The organism is Novosphingobium sp. PhB57, assembly GCF_004342985.1.
Taxonomy (GTDB): domain Bacteria; phylum Pseudomonadota; class Alphaproteobacteria; order Sphingomonadales; family Sphingomonadaceae; genus Novosphingobium.
The window spans coordinates 662011-679269 of record NZ_SMBO01000002.1; the positions used below are offsets into that span (position 1 = coordinate 662011).

A 17259-nucleotide genomic window follows, 5' to 3' on the forward strand; every position below is an offset into this window, starting at 1 on the left:
CTTCCACCGGTTTGCGGGGGAATTTCACGCGGCCGGGCATGGAGGACCGTTCACGCACCCGGTCATATAGGGTGCGTGCCGGGTTCATGCCCGCGCCGGCTGCCTTGCTGGAGCCCGATCACGCATGCGCGATCACTCGTGCCAAGTGACGCCGTCGCGCTCGGCGAGGGCGATGGCGGCGGAGGGACCCCAGCTTCCGGCGGTATAAGTCTTCGGCTCCTGGCCCTGGTCTTCCCACTCGGCGCGGATGGCGTCGATCCACTCCCACTGCGCTTCCACCTCGTCACGGCGGACGAACAGCGTCTGCTCGCCCTCGATCAGGTCGAGCAGCAGGCGCTCGTAAGCGATGCGGCGCTGCGGGCCGGCGAAAGCGTCGGGCATGGTGATGGCGAGCGGGATGGAGCGCAGGCCGAAGCCGTTGCGGTCCAGCCCCGGCACTTTGGCCATGAGCGAAAGCGTGATGTTCTCGCTCGGCTGGATGCCGATGACCAGGCGGTTGGGCACCGTGCGGGCGCCGCGGCCGTGGAAGATCGAGTGCGGCACGTCGCGGAACTGCACGACGATCTCGGTCGTGCGCTTGGGCAGGCGCTTGCCGGTGCGCAGATAGAAGGGCACGCCCTGCCAGCGCCAATTGTCGATATGCGCCTTGATCGCGACGAAAGTCTCGGTGTTCGAATCCTTGCCGAGTTCGTCGTCATAGCCCGGCACGGCCTGGCCGCCGATGGCGCCGGCGCGGTACTGGCCGGTGACCGTCTCGTTGGCGGCAACCTTGCGCAAGCTGCGCAGGATCTTCACCTTCTCGTCGCGCACGCTGGTGGCGTCGTAGCTGACCGGCGGCTCCATCGCGACGAGCGCGAGCAGCTGGAGCATGTGGTTCTGCACCATGTCGCGCAGCGCGCCCGAATCGTCGTAATAGGCCACGCGCGATTCAAGGCCGACGGTCTCGGCCACGGTGATCTGCACATGGTCGATATGCGCCGCGTTCCACAGCGGTTCGAACATCAGGTTCGCGAAGCGCAGCGCCAGCAGGTTCTGGACGGTTTCCTTGCCCAGGTAGTGGTCGATGCGGAAGATGCGGTCTTCCGGGAAAGCACGGGCGACGGCGTCGTTGATGACCTTGCTGGAGGCAAGATCGATGCCGAGCGGCTTTTCCAGGCCGATGCGCACGTTCTCGCCGGCCAGGCCGCTGGCCTGAAGGCCGCGAATGGTCGGCTCGAACAGGCTGGGCGCCGTGGAGAGGAAGATCGAGAGGCCGTCCTGCGGCTGGCCGACTTTGGCGGCCAGGGCGTTGAAGCCTTCCATCTGGTTGGCGTCCAGCGTCTGGTACGACAGCCGGTTGAGGAAGCGCGCCATGCCGCCGCGCCGTTCGGCGGGCAGGAACTGTTCGAGCGAGGCCCGCGCGAAATTGCGGAACTCGGCGTCGTCATGCTCGGACCGGGCCGTGCCGATGATCTCGACCTTGGGGTCCAGCAGGCCCTCCGCATCGAGGGCGCAGAGCGAGGGAAGCAGCATGCGGCGGGAGAGATCGCCCGTCGCGCCGAACAGGAGCAGTCGGTCTGACGTGAATGGAGCGGAAATGGAATTGGTCACTTGGCGCTGTCCACCTTCTGGGGGTTTATCCACCTATAGGGTCATTTTCCGCCGGGGATCGACGGGCTCCTCCTCCTGCGTTCCCTGTCATACCTTCCCGCGAGGAAGAGCTGCCTCTCTTCGCGGTTGCAGCATGACACGGACTGCGTGCGACGTGCTAGGCGAGAGCGCGCAAAACCTCAACCTCGTTTGCACGGATTGAACAGGAGAAGTGGCCGCAAGCGCATTTGGCATCGGGTGATCCCGGTATTTTCCGCAAGTTCGTTGCGATGGCGTCTTTGTCCTGTCGTCAGGTAAGGGCATGGAGAACGATCAGCAGCCGCGCTAACGGCCTCGACAGTCCGCATCGGAGAGGCAATCCGGGCGAAGAACAGGAAGCACGATCATGGCCGGTGACGGCACCCACCTCCTCGAACACCTCCAGACCCCGGCGATGATGGTCTCGCGCGGGCAGGTCCGCTTCGCCAACAGCGCCGCCCGGGCGCTTCTGGGAGCGCATATCGTGGGGCAGGACGTGCGTATCGCCATTCGCGAACCGCGGGCCGTGGGCGCGATTCTCAGCGAGGAGGGCGGTATCGCCCGCGTCTCCGGGCTTTCCACCGGCGGCAGCGTCTGGGAAGTGGATTGCCGCGTGGTTTCGGCGACGGACCGCCTGGTCAGCCTCTACGACCTGTCGGAACGCGTCAGCGTCGCCAAGTCGCACGCCGATTTCGTCGCCAATGCCAGCCATGAACTGCGCACCCCGCTCGCCAACGTGCTCGGCTATGTGGAGACGCTGCACAATCCCAAGGCCGGCGGCGACGAGAGCGTGCGCACGCGCTTCCTCGACACCATCCGCCACGAGGCGCAGCGCATGCAGGCGTTGATCTCGGACCTGATGTCGCTCTCGCGGATCGAGGCGGTGAAGCACGAGGTTCCCTCGGAGCGGGTGGAGATGGTGGCGCTGGCGAAGGAAATCGCGGGCGAGGCGCGGGGCGATGCGCAGATCACCGTCCATTCGAACGGGGACAACGCCGTCGTCACCGGCGATCGCGGGCAACTGGCGCAAGTGCTGCGCAACCTCATCGACAACTCGCTCAAGTACGGCAAGCAGGGCGGTCCGGTGGACGTTGGCCTCGAATCGACGCCGACCGGCTGGCTGCTCGTCACTGTCAGCGACCACGGCGACGGCATCTCGCCCGAGCACCTGCCCCGCGTGACCGAGCGCTTCTATCGGGCGGACACCAGCCGCAGCCGCATGGTCGGTGGGACCGGGCTGGGGCTGTCGATCGTCAAGCATATCGTCGAGCGCCATCGCGGCCGCTTCGATATCGACAGCCGCCCCGGCATGGGCACGACCGCCTCGCTGATGCTGCCGCTCCGCAAGGAAGAGGCCGGCGCCTGAGGCGTCTGGCCGGCTGGTTGACCGGCTGGCCAGGCCAGGCAAGTTCGGCCTTTAGAAGTCCAGTTCGAACCGCGTGCCCACGACCTGTGCGTCGTAGTCGGTCTTGCCCGAAGTGGTGGGCGTGGCGCCGGTATAGGCCAGGAGCGCGTAGTTCACGTTGAAGCGCAGGTTCTGGATCGGTTCCCAGACGAGCGCGGCGATATAGCCGTTCTGGGTGCCGCCGCGAATGTCGCGGTCGTTGAGGTCCAGCCAGTCGTAGCGCACCGTGAGCAGGACCGAGCCGAAGCCGTCCTGGCCCAGCGGGTGGGCAGGCTTCTCGACGCGGAAGATGCCCTCCTTGAAGCCCCGGTGGTCGCCCTTGGTAAGGAAGATGCCGGTCTCGGCATAAGCGCCCTGGAAAGTGACGGTGGAAGCGTCGAGGCGGTCGGCGGTGAGCACGTGATACTCGGCCGCCGCATGCCAGCGGCCCCGGATCGCGGCGAATTCCAAACCGTAGTGATCTTCTTCCGAGACGTTCATCGCCGGGGTGCCGATCACGCGGGTATTGGTGGAATGCACATAGGGCCGCTGGCGGTAGCGCGTGTCGCTGTCCGCCAGGCGCCCGAGCCGGCGCCAGTGGGCCGAGCCGCCGAAGTGGAGCTGGAAGTCGCCCACCTTGGGCGAAAACGCCAGGCGCCCGTCGAGGCCGAAGCTGTTGTTCTCGTCGCCGCCGTTCTCGCCGTCGTTGCTGTTGGAGAGTGCGCCGATATCGTCAGTGAAGACGCCCGCCTGCGCCAGCCAAGGGCCCTTGTTGTACTGGAACGCCATGCCCAGGCGGCGCTCGAAGTTGAAGGCGTCGGTAAAGGCGGCGCGTTCCATCACGCTGCCGCTGGTGTCGCCGGTCAGTTCGTCCAGCGACTGGAACGAGTTCTGGTTGCCCAGCCGGATCTGCCAGGGGCCGGTGTGGTATCCGACATATGTGTCGACGAGGTCGACGGCGTTGTCGGAAAGTTCGAGTTCCAGCTTGTAGTCGAAGCCCGCGCCGATGGCGCCTTCCGCGCCGAGGCGGATGCGGCGCATCTCGCTGGAGAAGCCGAGGCCCTTGTCGTGGAGGCCCTTCGGCGCGCCCACGTAGTTGGCGTCCGCCTGGATGCGGCCCTTGACCTTGAAGAGGTTGTCGCCCTTGGCGAACTGGGGGCTGCCCTTCCACTCGATGGCGGTGTCGTCCTTGGCCTTGGCCGTGCCGGCGGATCCTGCAGTTCCGGCAGCGAGCGCCGCGGCAGGGGCCGGCTGCGATCCTGGACCGGCGGGGGATCCGGCAATGGTGGCTGCGTCGGGGGCGCCGCCGCCGGGCGCGGCGGCGTTGAGCCGCGCTTCCATGGCTTCCATCTGCGCCTTCATCGTGCGGATCTGCGCCCGCAGTTCCTCGGCCTCCTGCGCCGAGATGGCCTGGGCATGGGCGCCCGGTGCGGAAAGAACGACGGCGACCGCGGTCGCGCTGGCCATGATGAGACGCATATCAGGCATTCTCCTAAGCGCTGCACCGATGTGCCGGGCGCGACGAGGCCGATTATTGCCGTTCAATGACAGTTTGATGACTAATGTGACGGTGAATGTGACGAATATGACGATCAGTATCAGCGCTTCGTCCGGGCGATTCGACCGCCCGTTACAGGTTAGTGTGCCCAAGCCCCCTGACCCGGTGAATTCCGCAAGTCCGAATCGAGACAGGCGCAAGCCAGTCCCCGAAACGACCGGCATCCGCAGGGGCGGCGCCGGAGCGATCCGAGTCGCGGCAAAGTTTCTCATCGACATGGCCGGGAAACAATCCCGACACACCGCGCACGGAGGGCGCCGGGTCGCAACCCGACTCCATGAAGCGGGAAGGTGGGGCCGTCCGCGGACGCTTTCATGACATTACCCGGTCGGGCGGCATGGCCACGCCCGACAGGAGGGACCTGGGCGCAAATGGGGTTTGGCCAAGCTCGCCCGAAAGAGGTATGGAGCTGCGAACCGCCCGGATTTGCGTGACTTGGCGAGTTATGTCACTTCATTGTCATGGAAGTGTCATCCTACCCCAATAGGGGCGTCGGAGAATGAAAGCCCAAGGGGTTAAAACCATGCGTTCGACCAAGACCATCATCTTCGCCGCTGCCTCCGTCCTGGCTCTGAGCGCCTGCGGCGGATCGGGCGGCTCGACTGCGGGCTCGCGCGATTTCGTGCGGGCCGTGGGTTCCTCCACCGTCTATCCTTTCGCCACCGCCGTGGCCGAGCAGTTCGCCAAGGCCGGCGGCAAGTCGCCGGTCATCGAATCGACCGGCACCGGTGCGGGCATGAAGCTGTTCTGCGCCGGCGTCGGCGCCCAGCACCCTGACATCGAAGACGCCTCGCGCCGCATGAAGAAGTCGGAATACGACGAATGCGTCAAGAATGGCGTGACCGAGATCGTCGAGATCCAGGTCGGCATCGACGGCATCGCCTTTGCAGAAGGCAAGAGCGGCCCGAACATGAAGCTGACGCCTGCCGACATCTACAAGGCGCTGGCGGCCAATCCCTTCGGCAAGCCGAACACCGCCAAGACCTGGAAAGACGTGAACCCCTCGCTTCCGGCCGAACCGATCCTCGTCTACGGCCCGCCGTCGACCTCGGGCACGCGCGATGCGCTCAAGGAACTGATCCTTGAAGCGGGCTGCAAGACCGATGCCGCCACCGCCGCGCTGAAGGACAGCGACAAGGACAAGTACGAGGCGACCTGCCACGACATCCGCGAGGATGGTCCTTATGTCGACGCCGGCGAGAACGACAACCTGATCGTCCAGAAGATCTCGCAGAATCCCAAGGCGATCGGCATCTTCGGCTTCTCCTTCCTCGAAGAGAACGCGGGCACCATCAAGGGCATCCCGATGTCCGGCATCGTGCCGACTTACGCCTCGATCTCCGACTTCTCGTACCCCGGCGCGCGTCCGCTCTACATCTACGTGAAGAAGCAGCACCTCGCCCCGATCAAGGGCCTGCAGGGCTACGTGGCCGAATGGGCCAAGTCCTGGGGTCCCGATGGTGCCCTGAAGGCCAAGGGCATGGTGATCTCGCCTGACGACGTTCGCGCCAAGAGCGCCGACATCGTCGCCAAGATGACTCCGCTCGATCCCTCGGTTCTGAAGTAATCCCCTTAGCGGGCAGGGACGCGAAGGGCGGCCATACATGATTCTTACCGGAGTACTTCTGGCCGTCCTCGGCCTCGGTCTCGTCGGCTGGTTTGCCGCACGGGGCCGGGCCCGGCTGCTCCATACCGGCCGCGGCACGATGCATTCGATGCCCGGCTATCACGCATGGCACGTCGCCCTGTGGATCGTCGTCCCGGCGCTGATCGCCTGGGGCGCGTGGCAGGCGATCATGCCGGGTCTTGTCGACGGGGCGGTCATGGCCGACCCCGCGGCAGCCCAGCTTCCCGCAGACCCGATGAGCCGCGCGGCGATCCTCGCCGAAGCCAAGGCCATTGCCGACAATCCCGACACGGTGGCGTTCAACCCGCTGTCGAACGCCATGTCCGTGCCGGTGCGCGACGCCCATTCGCGCTTCGGCCTGATCGGCGCGCTCCTGGTGGCGATCGTTGCCCTGGCCGGCGGCGGCTGGGCCTTCACCCGCATCCGGGCGAACTTCCCGGCGCGCACCCAGGTGGAGCGCGGCATTCTGGCGCTGCTGCTGATCGCCTCGCTGATGGCGATCCTCACCACGTTCGGCATTGTCGGCTCGCTGCTGTTCGAGGCCGGACTGTTCTTCCGCGACGTCTCGCCGATCGATTTCCTCACCGGCATCCACTGGTCGCCGGGCAATGCGCGCAGCGATAACCTTGCCGACAGCTTCGGTGCGGTGCCGCTGTTCTGGGGCACGATCTACATCGGTGCGATCATCGCCATGATCGTGGCGATCCCGCTCGGCCTGATGAGCGCGGTCTACCTCACGCAATATGCCTCCAGCACCGTGCGCAAGTGGCTCAAGCCCATGCTCGAGATCCTGGCCGGCATTCCCACCGTGGTCTACGGCTACTTCGCCGCGCTGACGGTGGCGCCGATCTTCCGCGACTTTGCGGGTTCGCTCGGCATGGCCAACCCCTCGACCGAGAGCGCGCTGGCGGCCGGCGTGGTGATGGGGGTGATGATCATCCCCTTCGTTTCCTCGATGGCCGACGATGCGCTCGCCGCCGTGCCCCGCGCCATGAGCGACGGTTCGCTGGCGATGGGCGCCACCCGGTCCGAGACCATCAAGAAGGTGCTGCTCCCCGCCGCGCTGCCCGGCATCGTCGCCGGCGTGATGCTGGCGGTCAGCCGCGCCATCGGCGAGACCATGATCGTGGTCATGGCCGCGGGCGCCGCCGCGCGGCTCTCGCTGAACCCCTTCGATTCGATGACCACGGTCACCTATCAGATCGTCCAGATGCTGACCGGCGACCAGGAGTTCAACAGCCCCAAGACGCTCTCCGCCTTCGCGCTGGGCCTGGTGCTGTTCATCGTCACGCTGATCCTCAACATCATCGCGCTCCGCGTCGTGAAGCGCTTCCGGGAAGCTTATGAGTAACGCAGGTCTCAGTAACGCGCGCTCGGGCATCGAGCCCCTCGGCAACGCGCGGTGGCAAACGCCGGAGGCCAAGCGGCGGATCGCCCGTCGCAACGCCGCCGAACGCCGCTTCAAGCTGATCGGCCTCGGCGCGATCGCCCTCAGCCTCGCCTTCCTGGCGCTGCTGCTGGTGATCATGCTGAAGAACGGCCTCGGCGGTCTCGACTGGAATTTCCTGTCCGGCTCCGACTCGACCGATCCCGACATCGCCGGCGTCTGGGGCGCGGCCAAGGGCTCGCTGCTGACGATGCTCGTCACTTTGCTGCTCTCGTTCCCGATGGGCGTGCTGGCGGCGATCTACCTCGAGGAATTCGCCCCGCGCAGCCGGTGGATCGAATGGATCGAAGTGTCGATCAACAACCTGGCGGCCGTGCCCTCGATCATCTTCGGCCTGCTCGGCCTGGCGGTGTTCATCAACACCCTGGGCATGCCGCGCAGTTCGCCGCTGGTCGGCGGCCTGACCCTGGCGCTGATGACGATGCCGGTCATCGTCATTTCCGGCCGCAACGCGATCAAGGCGGTTCCGCCCTCGATCCGCGACGCGGCCCTCGCGATCGGCGCCAGCAAGATGCAGACCGTGTTCCACCACGTCCTGCCGCTCGCGCTGCCCGGCATCCTCACCGGCACGATCATCGGCATGGCCCGCGCCCTGGGCGAGACGGCGCCGCTGCTGATGATCGGCATGCGCGCCTTCGTCGTGACGCCGCCGGGCGGGATCACCGATCCCTCCAGCGTGCTGCCGATGCAGATCTTCCTGTGGTCTGACGAGATCAAATCCGGTTTCGTCCAGAACACATCCGCGGCCATCATCGTCCTGCTGATCTTCCTGCTGGCGATGAACGGTCTGGCCATTTACCTTCGAAACAAGTTCGAAGTCCGCTGGTAGGGACATGACAAAAGCCAAACTCACCGCCCGCAACGTCGACGTCTTCTATGGCCCCAAGAAGGCCATCAACGACGTCTCGATCGAAATCGACAACGGGCTCGTCACTGCCTTCATCGGGCCTTCGGGCTGCGGCAAGTCGACCTTCCTGCGTTCGCTCAACCGCATGAACGACACCATCGCCGACGCCCGCGTCACCGGTGAGATCCTGCTCGACGGCGAGGATATCTACGCCGCCGCGATGGACCCCGTTGCCCTGCGCGCCCGCGTGGGCATGGTGTTCCAGAAGCCGAACCCGTTCCCCAAGTCGATCTACGAGAACGTCGCTTACGGTCCGCGCATCCACGGCCTGGCGCCGTCGAAGGCGGACATGGACGGGATCATCGAGAACGCCCTGACCAAGGCCGGCCTGTGGGACGAAGTGAAGGACCGCCTGCATGATGCCGGCACCGCCCTTTCCGGCGGCCAGCAGCAGCGCCTCTGCATTGCGCGCGCCATTGCCGTCAGCCCCGAAGTCATCCTGATGGACGAGCCGTGCTCCGCGCTCGATCCGATCGCCACCGCGCGTATCGAGGAACTGATCGACGAGCTGAAGGACACTTACGCCATCGTCATCGTCACGCACTCGATGCAGCAGGCGGCCCGCGTGTCGCAGCGCACCGCGTTCTTCCACTTGGGCAACCTGGTGGAATACGGCGACACCAGCCAGATATTCACCACCCCGCGCGAGGAAAAGACCAAGGACTACATCACCGGCCGCTACGGCTGAGGTCGGTTCGAAATTCGCCGCAAGGCGCGTTTCGCGGCCGGCGCCGGGACGAAAAGGCCCAGCGGGCATTTTCCGAACAGACTGCGAAGCCGGTGCTATAAGTCAGGGACACTCAGGGAAGACACCAAATGGTCGATCATACAGTCAAGGCCTTCGACAGCGAGATCGGGCAGCTTCGCGGCCTGGTCGCCGAGATGGGCGGCCTCGCCGAAGTCGCCATCCGCGACGCCATCATCGCGCTGTCGCATCATGACGAGGAACTGGCCGCGCAAGTCGTCGCCGCCGACGCCCGCCTCGATGCGCTGGAGGCCGAAGTGGACCGCCTGGCCGTCCGCACGATCGCCCTGCGCGCACCCATGGCCGACGATCTGCGCGACGTGATCGCCGCGCTGAAGATCTCGGGCGTGATCGAGCGCATCGGCGACTATGCCAAGAACATCGCCAAGCGCGTCAATGCGCTGGAAAACCGCGGCAAGATCGAGCCGCTCGAACTCGTGCCGATGATGGCCGAGATCGCCGAGGGCATGGTCCGCGACGTGCTCAATGCCTATGGCTCGCGCGATGCCGCGCTGGCGCAGGAAGTGATCCGCCGCGACGAGAAGCTGGACCAGTTCTACAACACGCTGTTCCGCTCGCTGCTGACTCACATGATGGAGAACCCGGCGACGATCTCCAGCGCCGCGCAGCTCCTCTTCATCGCCCGCAACCTCGAACGCATCGGCGATCACGCGACCAACGTCGCCGAAATGGTCTATTATGCCGCGACCGGCGAATACCACGCCGAGCGCGACAGCCAGACCGACGATACAAGGGACCTGCCGTGAACCCCTCCGTTCTCGTCGTCGAAGACGACCGCGCGCTCTGCGAACTGCTCACCTGGAACCTCAGCGCAGAAGGCTATCAGGTGCGCAGCACCAGCGATGGCGAGGAAGCGCTGCTGATGGTGCAGGAACAGGCGCCTGACGCCATCATCCTCGATTGGATGATCGAGCATGTGCCGGGCATCGAAGTCTGCCGCCAGCTCCGCAAGGACAAGGACACGGCGCAGATCCCGATCCTGATGCTGACCGCCCGCGGCGAGGAAGAGGACCGCATCCGCGGCCTCAAGACCGGCGCCGACGATTACGTCACCAAGCCGTTCTCCCCGCGCGAGCTGCTTGCCCGCATCGAGGCACTGCTGCGCCGCGCACGGCCCTCGCTGGCCGGCAACGTGCTCCAGTGGGGCGATATCGAGCTGGACGCCACCAGCCACCGCGTCCGCCGCTCGGGCGAGGCGCTGCACCTCGGCCCCACCGAGTTCCGCCTGCTGCGCTACTTCATGGAACGTCCGAATCGGGTGGTCTCGCGCCAGCAGATCCTCGACGGCGTCTGGGGCATGGATTCCGACATCGACGAGCGCACCGTGGACGTTCACATCCGCCGCCTGCGCAAGGCGATCAACCGCGACGGCGACACCGATCCCATCCGCACCGTCCGCGCCGCCGGCTACGCGATGGACGTGACCTGATCGGGCGGGGCAGGGCGGCCATCGACAGCCGCTCTGCCCGCCGCCTGGTCCCGCCGTTCCTGCGAGGGCAGGCGGCTTCGCGGATCACCGCGGAAAATGCCGGGGCATCTGCGTCCGCGAGCAATCGGACGCTGTCTTCGGCGATGGGCGGACTTGGCCCGAGCCGATAAGCTGCTCCCCATAAACCGCGCGCGGCCTGCGGACTCATCGCCCCCGCGCCTTGCCGCTGCGCCGCCCCTCGCTAGGCTTGTGCCCGGAACGGACGGGACAGGACGCGATGGGCGAGCTAGGCTTCGGCTACTTATACGACTTCCGCAATCCGGCGCCCTGGCGCCGCGCGCCCGAGGCGCTTTACGCCGAGACGCTGGACGTCATTGCCGAGACCGAAGCGCTCGGTTTCGATGGCGCCTGGGTGCCCGAGCATCACCTTGCCGAAGATGGTTACATGACCTCGCCGCTCGTCGTGCTCGGCGCCATAGCGGCGCGCACCAGGCGGATGCGGATCGGCGGCGGCATCGCGCTCGGCCCGCTCTACGAGCCGCTGCGCTTTGCCGAAGACTGCGCGGTGCTCGACACGCTCTCCGGCGGGCGGTTGGCGATGGGACTGGCAATCGGCTACCGCGCCCGGGAATATGCGGCGCACGGCCTGGACTTCACCCGCCGCGGCGCGCGGTTCGACGAATTCCTGCAAGTGGTGCGCCGGCTCTGGGCCGGCGAGACGGTGGATTTCGAAGGCCGTCATTTCCGGCTGGAGGGGGCCCGCGTGGCGGCGCTGTCCAGCCGCGGGCAAGTGCCGCTCTACATCGGCGGTTTCGCGCCCAAGGCCGTGGAACGGGTGGCCCGCTATGGCGATGGCTACTTCGGCAACCCCGATATCTGGCCGCTGTACCGCGCCAAGCTGGAAGAGCAGGGCAAGGATCCGGCGGGGGCCAGGATCTGGCTGCAGGAACTGATGCTCGTCGTCGCGCATGACAAGGCGGCGGCGATGGAGGAACTGGCGCCCTATTACCACCATGTGAGCAATAGCTACGCGGCCTGGATGGCTGAGGACAGGGCCCTCGGTATCGGGGGCAGCGCCGAGGATGCGGTGATGAAGCCGATGGACCTCGATACCTTCAAGCGCAGCGGCGCACTGCAGATCCTCACCCCGGCCGAAGCGGTGGAGCGCTTCCGGGTGATACGGGCCAAGGCGCCGGTCGAGCATTTCACCATGATGATGCCGCCCGGGCTTCCGGCCGAGCGCTTCCTTGCCTATGCCCGGACCTTCGCGGATGAAGTGATCCCGGCATTTCGGTGAGGGCAGGCTTGAACACGGTTACGCATCAGGACGCAGCAGTTCCCGAAAGCGCGGCGCGCGCTGCTTCTCCCCAGTCGGTCACGCGCGTGGTCCGGCTGCTGGAGGCGCTCTGCGCCAGCAGCGAGCCGGTTTCGCTGGCCGACCTCAGCCGCCGCCTCGCCACGCCGAAAAGCAGTCTGGCAGCGCTGCTGCGCGGGCTGGCCGACGAGGATTTCGTGATCGCCGCCGAAGGCTCCTGGCGGCTTGGCCCCGGCGCCTTCGGGCTGGGCAGTGCGCTCACCGAGGCGCGGCGGCGCCTGCAAAGCTCGGACCTGATTCGCGACGGCATGCGCCGCCTTTGCGCGGAAACCGGGGAGACCGTGCTGTTCGCCGTCGGCGACGCCCAAGGCGACCAGCTGACTTATGTGGACATGATCGAAAGCCGCAATGTCGTGCGCTATTCGGTCAGCGTGGGCGACCGGCGGCCGCTCTACGCCACGGCCGGGGGCCGTGCGCTGCTGGCGACATGCTCGCCGGAAGCGGTGGAGAGCTACTTGCGCCGCTTCGAAGCGGAGGCTTTCACGCCGGCTACGCTGGTCGACCCGCTGGCTCTGGGCGAGGCGGTGGCGACGGCCCGCGATCAGGGCGTGGCCCAGACGGTCGACCAGGCGGCGGAAGGGGTGACCGGCACTGCGGCCGCCATCCGCGATGCCGCCGGGCTGGTGCTGGGCGCACTGGTGGTCGCAGCGCCCACGCCGCGCGCGCAGCACAGGCTGGAAGACCTCGCCGTGCGCGTGCGCAAGGAAGCTGCCGACATATCGCGCAGCCTGGGGTTTCGCTGAACGGGCCGGCCGGGCCGAAGCGGGTTCGCCGGGGAAGCCGGTCTTCCCGGAACTGTCGCGCTGTCAGGCCGCGGCGCGGGTCGGGCGTTCCGAGGCTTCCAGCGCGCCCTGGATGGTCGTGAGGAACTGGTCGGTCGCGCGCTGCCAGGAGAAGCGCGCGCCCAGCCGGGCGGCATCTTCGCGGCGCACTGCCAGTGCGGTTGCTATGGCGCGTTCCAGCACCGTGTCTACCGCGCCGGCCGGCGCTTCCAGCCCCTCGTCCACGCCGCAGCCGTCGCGGCCCAGGATGTCGACCGGACCCGTCACCGGGAAGGCCGCAACCGGGGTGCCGCAGGCCAGCGCCTCGATGACGACGAGACCGAAAGTATCGGTAAGGCTGGGGAACACGAAGCAATCGGCGGCGCGATAGGCGCTTGCCAGTTCCTCGCCGGACAGCGCGCCGAGGAACAGCACGTCGGGATGGCGGCGCTTCAGGCTTTCGAGCGCGGGGCCATCACCCACCACGACCTTGCTGCCCGGCACATCGGCGTCGAGGAAGGCGTCGAGGTTCTTTTCCGGGGCCACGCGGCCGACGTTCAGCAGCACCGGGCCGGGCAGGGCGGCCATGGCCGGGTGCCGCGCGCCTTCGGGCTTGAACTGCGCCTGGTCGATGCCGCGGCTCCAGCGGCGGGTATGGCCGATGCCGCGTCCCGCCAGTTCCTCGGCCAGGCTGTCGGTAGAGACGAGCACGGCCTGGCTGGGCGCGTGGAAGCGCTGCATGATCGGCCAGAAGCGCTCGGCGCTGAGGCCGGTGCGCACGGCGGCATACTCGGGAAAGCGCGTATGGAATGCCGAAGTGAACGGCACCCCGCGCGAAAGGCACCAGCCGCGCGCCGCCCAGCCGATCGGACCTTCCGTGGCGATATGGACGATCTCCGGCTGCGCCTTGTCGAGCATGCGGCGCACCCCGAAGCGCGGTGCCATGGCCAGCCGGATCGAGGCGTATCCCGGCATCGGTACGGTGAAGAAGCGGTCCGGCGTGAGCGTTTCCACCTCATGGCCGCGCCGGGTCAGCTCGTCGAGCGTGGCCGAAAGCGAGCGGACGACGCCGTTGACTTGGGGAAGCCAGGCGTCGGTCGCCAGGGTCAGCTTCACTCGGCGGCCTCGTGATGGGCGGCTTCGTGGTGGATCGCCTCGACGCCTTCCGCGGTGTTGCCGCCGGTTTCCGCGATCCAGTCGATGATCGCGATGTGGCCCTGAAGATCCTCGACCAGCGCGGTGCAGCTTTCCACCCAGTCGCCGTCGTTGTAGTAAGTGATGCCGCCGAACTGGCGGATTTCCGCGCAATGGATATGGCCGCAGACCACGCCGTCGAACCCGCGCGAAATCGCCTCGCCAGCGACCGCTTCCTCGTAGCTGCAGACGTATTGGACGGCGTTCTTGACCTTTTTCTTCATGTAGGCCGAGAGCGACCAGTACGGCATCTTCAGCTTGCGGCGCACCGCGTTGAAGATGATGTTGGCCCGAAGCAGCGCGCCGTAGGCCTTGTCGCCCAGGAAGGCGAGCCACTTGGCATAGAGCACCACGCCGTCGAAGGCGTCGCCATGCGTGACCAGCAGGCGGCGGCCGTCGAGCGTTTCGTGCACCGCTTCCAGCACCAGTTCCACGCCGCCGAAAGTGAGCCCGGCATAGTCGCGCAGCATTTCGTCGTGGTTGCCCGCGACGAAGACCACGCGGGTGCCGCGATGTGCCATCTTGAGGATGCGGCGGATCACTTCGTTATGGGCGTCCGGCCAGTACCAGCCCTTGCGCAGCCGCCAGCCATCGACGATGTCGCCGACGAGGTAGAGCGTCTTGCATTCCACCGAGCGCAGGAAGTCCACCAGCATCTCGGCATTGCAGCCGCGCGTGCCCAGGTGCACGTCCGAGATCCAGATGGTTTCGTACTTGCGCTTGGGGCGGAAGCCCTTGGGATCCGGCAAGTCGAGCCAGGCCGGGATGTTCGTTCCGGCAAAGCCCGTATTGTTTCCGCCATTTCCGGCAGTGGCGTGTTCGAGAAGGGTGTCCACGTCTTTCCGCATCGTTGCGCCCCCGTTCCAGTTGCCGGGATAATGGCATTTTCCCGTTGCGCGCCCGTGACGGTTGCGGGTCACTTCCGTGACAGGTGCCGAAGGGGCCGGCGCGATGTTTTCGCTGCTCGATCTTTTCCGCCGCAAGTCATCGATATGTCACTTGTTCGTCACACTGGCGCGGCAATTAGCCGCGCGTAGTCCCGGTTTGGGGGTAATCAGGCAGGGGGCCATGCGGCGGATCGACATATTGCTGGCGAGTGAACTTTCGGGTGGTCTCGCGGCGTTCCGGCACGACGATTTCGATGTCGTCCTTCATCGCTGGACCGACTTTGCCGAATTGCCGCTGATCGAAGGGGCGCTCTGGGTCTTCATCGACTGGGTGCTGCCCGAGATGTCGGGGCTGGAACTCTGCCGCCGCCTGCGCGCGGATAGCCTGACCAGCCACGCCCACGTCACGATCGTGCTGGAAGAGGACAATGTCGACGACCGCAAGCGCGCGCTGCGCATGGGCGCGGACGACTACATGGTCGGCCCGCTGACCCGCTCGGCGCTGCTCGACCGCGTGCTGGGCGCGAATATCAGCGAACAGGACACCGCCAACGGCCGCGTGCTGGCGCAAGGCGAGCTTTCCGTGGATGTCGCCGCGTTCCAGGCCCGCTGGCAGGGCAAGCCGATCTCGCTGATGCCCAACGAACTGCGCCTGCTGCGCTATTTCATCGAGCATCCCGGCCGCGTCTTCACCCGCACGCAGCTCATCGCGGCACTGGGCAAGCAGGAACCCGCCGTCGACGAACGCACGGTGGACGTCTGGATCGGCCGCCTGCGCCGCGCGCTCAAGGGCGTGGGCGCGGGCAATCCCCTGCGCACCGTGCGCTCGCTGGGGTATGTGTTCGACGCGATCTGAGGGTTCGGCCAGGCCACCTGACGCGCCGCTTTCGTCTATTCCGTTCGCTCCGAACTTGCCCCCCGGGTGGGGCCATCGCGCTGGGTTCAGCGGGCGTCCGACCCCCTCACGCCAAAGGGTGAGAGGGCCGCTTTGGGTGGGAAGCTGACATCAGCGTTTGGCTGTTCGCAGCATCACATCGGGGTGGGGCTGGCCGATGTAGGATCGCCCGATGTTTCCCACCGAATGTTCTCGATTGACTGCGCGCGAAGCCAGTCATCGACCTGCCATGCAAGACCCTGAGCGGCTATCGTCCATCGTAAGTAGGCCACAATCCTCCCTTGCCCCGCATCGGCGAAGCGCACGAGGTGAAAGCGGTTCCGAAACCACGACACCCATACGGATCGCTTTCCGAGCAGAGCAGGAAGGACCTTGTTACCCTTGGCGCGCATATCGTCGCGAAAAGCGGCAGCGACCTGATCGGCGTTTGTGAGCCTAGCGCCATCCGGCATTTCAAAGATCGCTTGATCTCGCAGGCGAACCGACACGCTCGTCGCGTTGCCGTGGTCTGCTTGACTGGTCATTCCTGCCCGCGCTAGCCGTTCAAGAATGGTCGCATCGCGACCGCCGTACCGGACACAATCGACTTCACTCGACCACATTGCGCGTATCGTTCTATCGACCTCGTTCCTCGAACAGGGTTGCCGGACAATGAAACAGTGATGCTCCCCAGTGTGGAATATTTCCGGCGCGATGTCCTCGGGTACTCCGCATAGTAGGCAGCAGTCGGGTTCGACATAGAAGTCGCCCTGACCACGGACGGCCTCATTCGCAGATAGCGGCGGCATTTCCATTCCGTGTCGATACCCTCCGTTTCTGTATAAGGCCACCATTGGCTGTATTGACGTTGCCCCAGCAATGTCGGCTTTGGGGGGTGGGTTCAACGGGTGGCGGCAACACTTTAATCTTTTGAGGAAGATGGAGTGTCGCGATGAAGCAGCGTCGTCGGATCTATTACACGGCCAGCCAGCGAGCGGAGATATGGGATCGTTGGCAGCGCGGGGAATCGATGAGTTCGATTGGGCGAAGGTTTGATCGAGAGTCATGGTCGGTATTTTCGGTGATTTCGCCGACCGGCGGTATCAGGCCCACCGATCGCAAACGTGGCCGCCTTGCGCTGAGCCTTGCCGAACGGGAGGAGATATCCCGGGGCCTGAGCGTCAGTGAACCCTTGCGTGCGATAGCACGGCGACTGGGCCGCGCGCCTTCGACGATCAGTCGCGAAGTCAGGCGTAACGGCGGCCTTGCACGCTATCGGGCGACCGCGTCCGATCAGGCGGCATGGGATCGTGCCTTGCGGCCCAAGCCCTGCAAGCTGGCTTGTTCGCCGCAACTGGCGCAGGCAGTATCGGCCAAGCTGCGCCGTAAATGGTCTCCGGAACAGATAGCGGGGTGGCTCAGGCGCAGCTTTCCCGAGGAGC

The 17259-nt window shown here is 66.2% G+C and carries 16 protein-coding genes; 11 read left to right on the forward strand and 5 right to left on the reverse strand.

Annotation, left to right across the window (positions count from 1 at the left end):
- Positions 1 to 132: 132 nt before the first annotated feature.
- Positions 133 to 1590 (reverse strand): glucose-6-phosphate dehydrogenase, encoded by a 1458-nt coding sequence (gene zwf, locus EDF58_RS10800; protein WP_279388319.1) that lies wholly within the window; start codon positions 1588 to 1590, stop codon positions 133 to 135.
- Positions 1591 to 1975: 385 nt separating this feature from the next.
- On the opposite strand from zwf, the gene EDF58_RS10805 reads away from it, so the two are divergent.
- The gene (locus EDF58_RS10805; protein ID WP_132265220.1) at positions 1976 to 2974 is read left to right on the forward strand and encodes an ATP-binding protein; all 999 of its coding nucleotides are present in this window, start codon (positions 1976 to 1978) and stop codon (positions 2972 to 2974) included.
- Between the two features lie 51 nt (positions 2975 to 3025).
- On the opposite strand, the gene EDF58_RS10810 is transcribed toward EDF58_RS10805, so the two are convergent.
- A complete protein-coding gene (locus tag EDF58_RS10810) occupies positions 3026 to 4480 on the reverse strand; it encodes a porin (protein WP_347812885.1) in 1455 nt (484 codons plus the stop codon).
- A 593-nt stretch (positions 4481 to 5073) separates the two neighbouring features.
- Here EDF58_RS10810 and EDF58_RS10815 point away from each other — a divergent pair.
- From EDF58_RS10815 to EDF58_RS10850, 8 genes are all read left to right on the forward strand, one after another.
- Positions 5074 to 6117: a substrate-binding domain-containing protein gene (locus EDF58_RS10815; RefSeq protein WP_132265222.1), complete on the forward strand. Its 1044-nt coding sequence runs from the start codon at positions 5074 to 5076 to the stop codon at positions 6115 to 6117.
- 37 nt (positions 6118 to 6154) lie between these two features.
- Positions 6155 to 7528 (forward strand): phosphate ABC transporter permease subunit PstC, encoded by a 1374-nt coding sequence (gene pstC / locus EDF58_RS10820; protein WP_132265224.1) that lies wholly within the window; start codon positions 6155 to 6157, stop codon positions 7526 to 7528.
- Complete coding sequence (pstA, locus tag EDF58_RS10825; protein ID WP_132265225.1) at positions 7521 to 8453, forward strand: phosphate ABC transporter permease PstA; 933 nt, start codon at positions 7521 to 7523, stop codon at positions 8451 to 8453. Before pstC ends, pstA begins: the two co-directional genes overlap by 8 nt.
- A gap of 4 nt (positions 8454 to 8457) precedes the next feature.
- Positions 8458 to 9219, forward strand: coding sequence for a phosphate ABC transporter ATP-binding protein PstB (gene pstB / locus EDF58_RS10830; RefSeq protein ID WP_132265227.1), 762 nt, complete (start codon positions 8458 to 8460; stop codon positions 9217 to 9219).
- Positions 9220 to 9347: 128 nt separating this feature from the next.
- Positions 9348 to 10043 carry a phosphate signaling complex protein PhoU gene (gene phoU, locus EDF58_RS10835; protein WP_132265229.1) on the forward strand — a complete coding sequence of 232 codons (696 nt, stop codon included), beginning with the start codon at positions 9348 to 9350 and terminating at the stop codon, positions 10041 to 10043.
- A complete protein-coding gene (phoB, locus tag EDF58_RS10840) occupies positions 10040 to 10726 on the forward strand; it encodes a phosphate regulon transcriptional regulator PhoB (protein ID WP_086490131.1) in 687 nt (228 codons plus the stop codon). Before phoU ends, phoB begins: the two co-directional genes overlap by 4 nt.
- Positions 10727 to 11003: 277 nt before the next feature.
- Positions 11004 to 12023, forward strand: a complete 1020-nt coding sequence (locus tag EDF58_RS10845; RefSeq protein WP_132265231.1) for an LLM class flavin-dependent oxidoreductase — start codon at positions 11004 to 11006, stop codon at positions 12021 to 12023.
- An 8-nt stretch (positions 12024 to 12031) separates the two neighbouring features.
- On the forward strand, positions 12032 to 12844 hold the full coding sequence (locus EDF58_RS10850) for an IclR family transcriptional regulator (protein WP_132265233.1): 813 nt from the start codon (positions 12032 to 12034) through the stop codon (positions 12842 to 12844).
- A 63-nt stretch (positions 12845 to 12907) separates the two neighbouring features.
- Here the strand turns inward: EDF58_RS10850 and EDF58_RS10855 are convergent, their stop codons facing one another.
- Positions 12908 to 13978 carry a glycosyltransferase family 1 protein gene (locus EDF58_RS10855; protein ID WP_132265235.1) on the reverse strand — a complete coding sequence of 357 codons (1071 nt, stop codon included), beginning with the start codon at positions 13976 to 13978 and terminating at the stop codon, positions 12908 to 12910.
- The gene (locus EDF58_RS10860) at positions 13975 to 14904 is read right to left on the reverse strand and encodes a UDP-2,3-diacylglucosamine diphosphatase (RefSeq protein WP_132265237.1); all 930 of its coding nucleotides are present in this window, start codon (positions 14902 to 14904) and stop codon (positions 13975 to 13977) included. The genes EDF58_RS10855 and EDF58_RS10860 overlap by 4 nt, the downstream gene beginning before the upstream one ends.
- 220 nt (positions 14905 to 15124) lie before the next feature.
- Between EDF58_RS10860 and EDF58_RS10865 the strand changes: the two genes are divergently transcribed.
- Complete coding sequence (locus EDF58_RS10865) at positions 15125 to 15799, forward strand: response regulator transcription factor (protein WP_132265239.1); 675 nt, start codon at positions 15125 to 15127, stop codon at positions 15797 to 15799.
- A 173-nt stretch (positions 15800 to 15972) separates the two neighbouring features.
- Here the strand turns inward: EDF58_RS10865 and EDF58_RS10870 are convergent, their stop codons facing one another.
- The gene (locus EDF58_RS10870) at positions 15973 to 16362 is read right to left on the reverse strand and encodes a hypothetical protein (protein ID WP_132265240.1); all 390 of its coding nucleotides are present in this window, start codon (positions 16360 to 16362) and stop codon (positions 15973 to 15975) included.
- Between the two features lie 407 nt (positions 16363 to 16769).
- Here EDF58_RS10870 and EDF58_RS10875 point away from each other — a divergent pair.
- Positions 16770 to 17259 (forward strand): helix-turn-helix domain-containing protein (locus EDF58_RS10875; RefSeq protein ID WP_132265242.1); only part of this gene is annotated, 490 nt, incomplete at its 3' end.

What these genes read in the sequence shown, in the direction of transcription:
- EDF58_RS10865 (WP_132265239.1), top strand. Translation starts at nt 15,125, where the DNA reads ATGCGGCGGATCGACATATTGCTGGCGAGTGAACTTTCGGGTGGTCTC.
- EDF58_RS10810 (WP_347812885.1), bottom strand. Translation starts at nt 4,480, where the DNA reads ATGCCTGATATGCGTCTCATCATGGCCAGCGCGACCGCGGTCGCCGTC.
- EDF58_RS10870 (WP_132265240.1), bottom strand. Translation starts at nt 16,362, where the DNA reads ATGACCAGTCAAGCAGACCACGGCAACGCGACGAGCGTGTCGGTTCGC.
- pstC (WP_132265224.1), top strand. Translation starts at nt 6,155, where the DNA reads ATGATTCTTACCGGAGTACTTCTGGCCGTCCTCGGCCTCGGTCTCGTC.
- pstA (WP_132265225.1), top strand. Translation starts at nt 7,521, where the DNA reads ATGAGTAACGCAGGTCTCAGTAACGCGCGCTCGGGCATCGAGCCCCTC.
- EDF58_RS10815 (WP_132265222.1), top strand. Translation starts at nt 5,074, where the DNA reads ATGCGTTCGACCAAGACCATCATCTTCGCCGCTGCCTCCGTCCTGGCT.
- EDF58_RS10860 (WP_132265237.1), bottom strand. Translation starts at nt 14,904, where the DNA reads ATGCGGAAAGACGTGGACACCCTTCTCGAACACGCCACTGCCGGAAAT.
- phoU (WP_132265229.1), top strand. Translation starts at nt 9,348, where the DNA reads ATGGTCGATCATACAGTCAAGGCCTTCGACAGCGAGATCGGGCAGCTT.
- EDF58_RS10845 (WP_132265231.1), top strand. Translation starts at nt 11,004, where the DNA reads ATGGGCGAGCTAGGCTTCGGCTACTTATACGACTTCCGCAATCCGGCG.
- pstB (WP_132265227.1), top strand. Translation starts at nt 8,458, where the DNA reads ATGACAAAAGCCAAACTCACCGCCCGCAACGTCGACGTCTTCTATGGC.
- EDF58_RS10805 (WP_132265220.1), top strand. Translation starts at nt 1,976, where the DNA reads ATGGCCGGTGACGGCACCCACCTCCTCGAACACCTCCAGACCCCGGCG.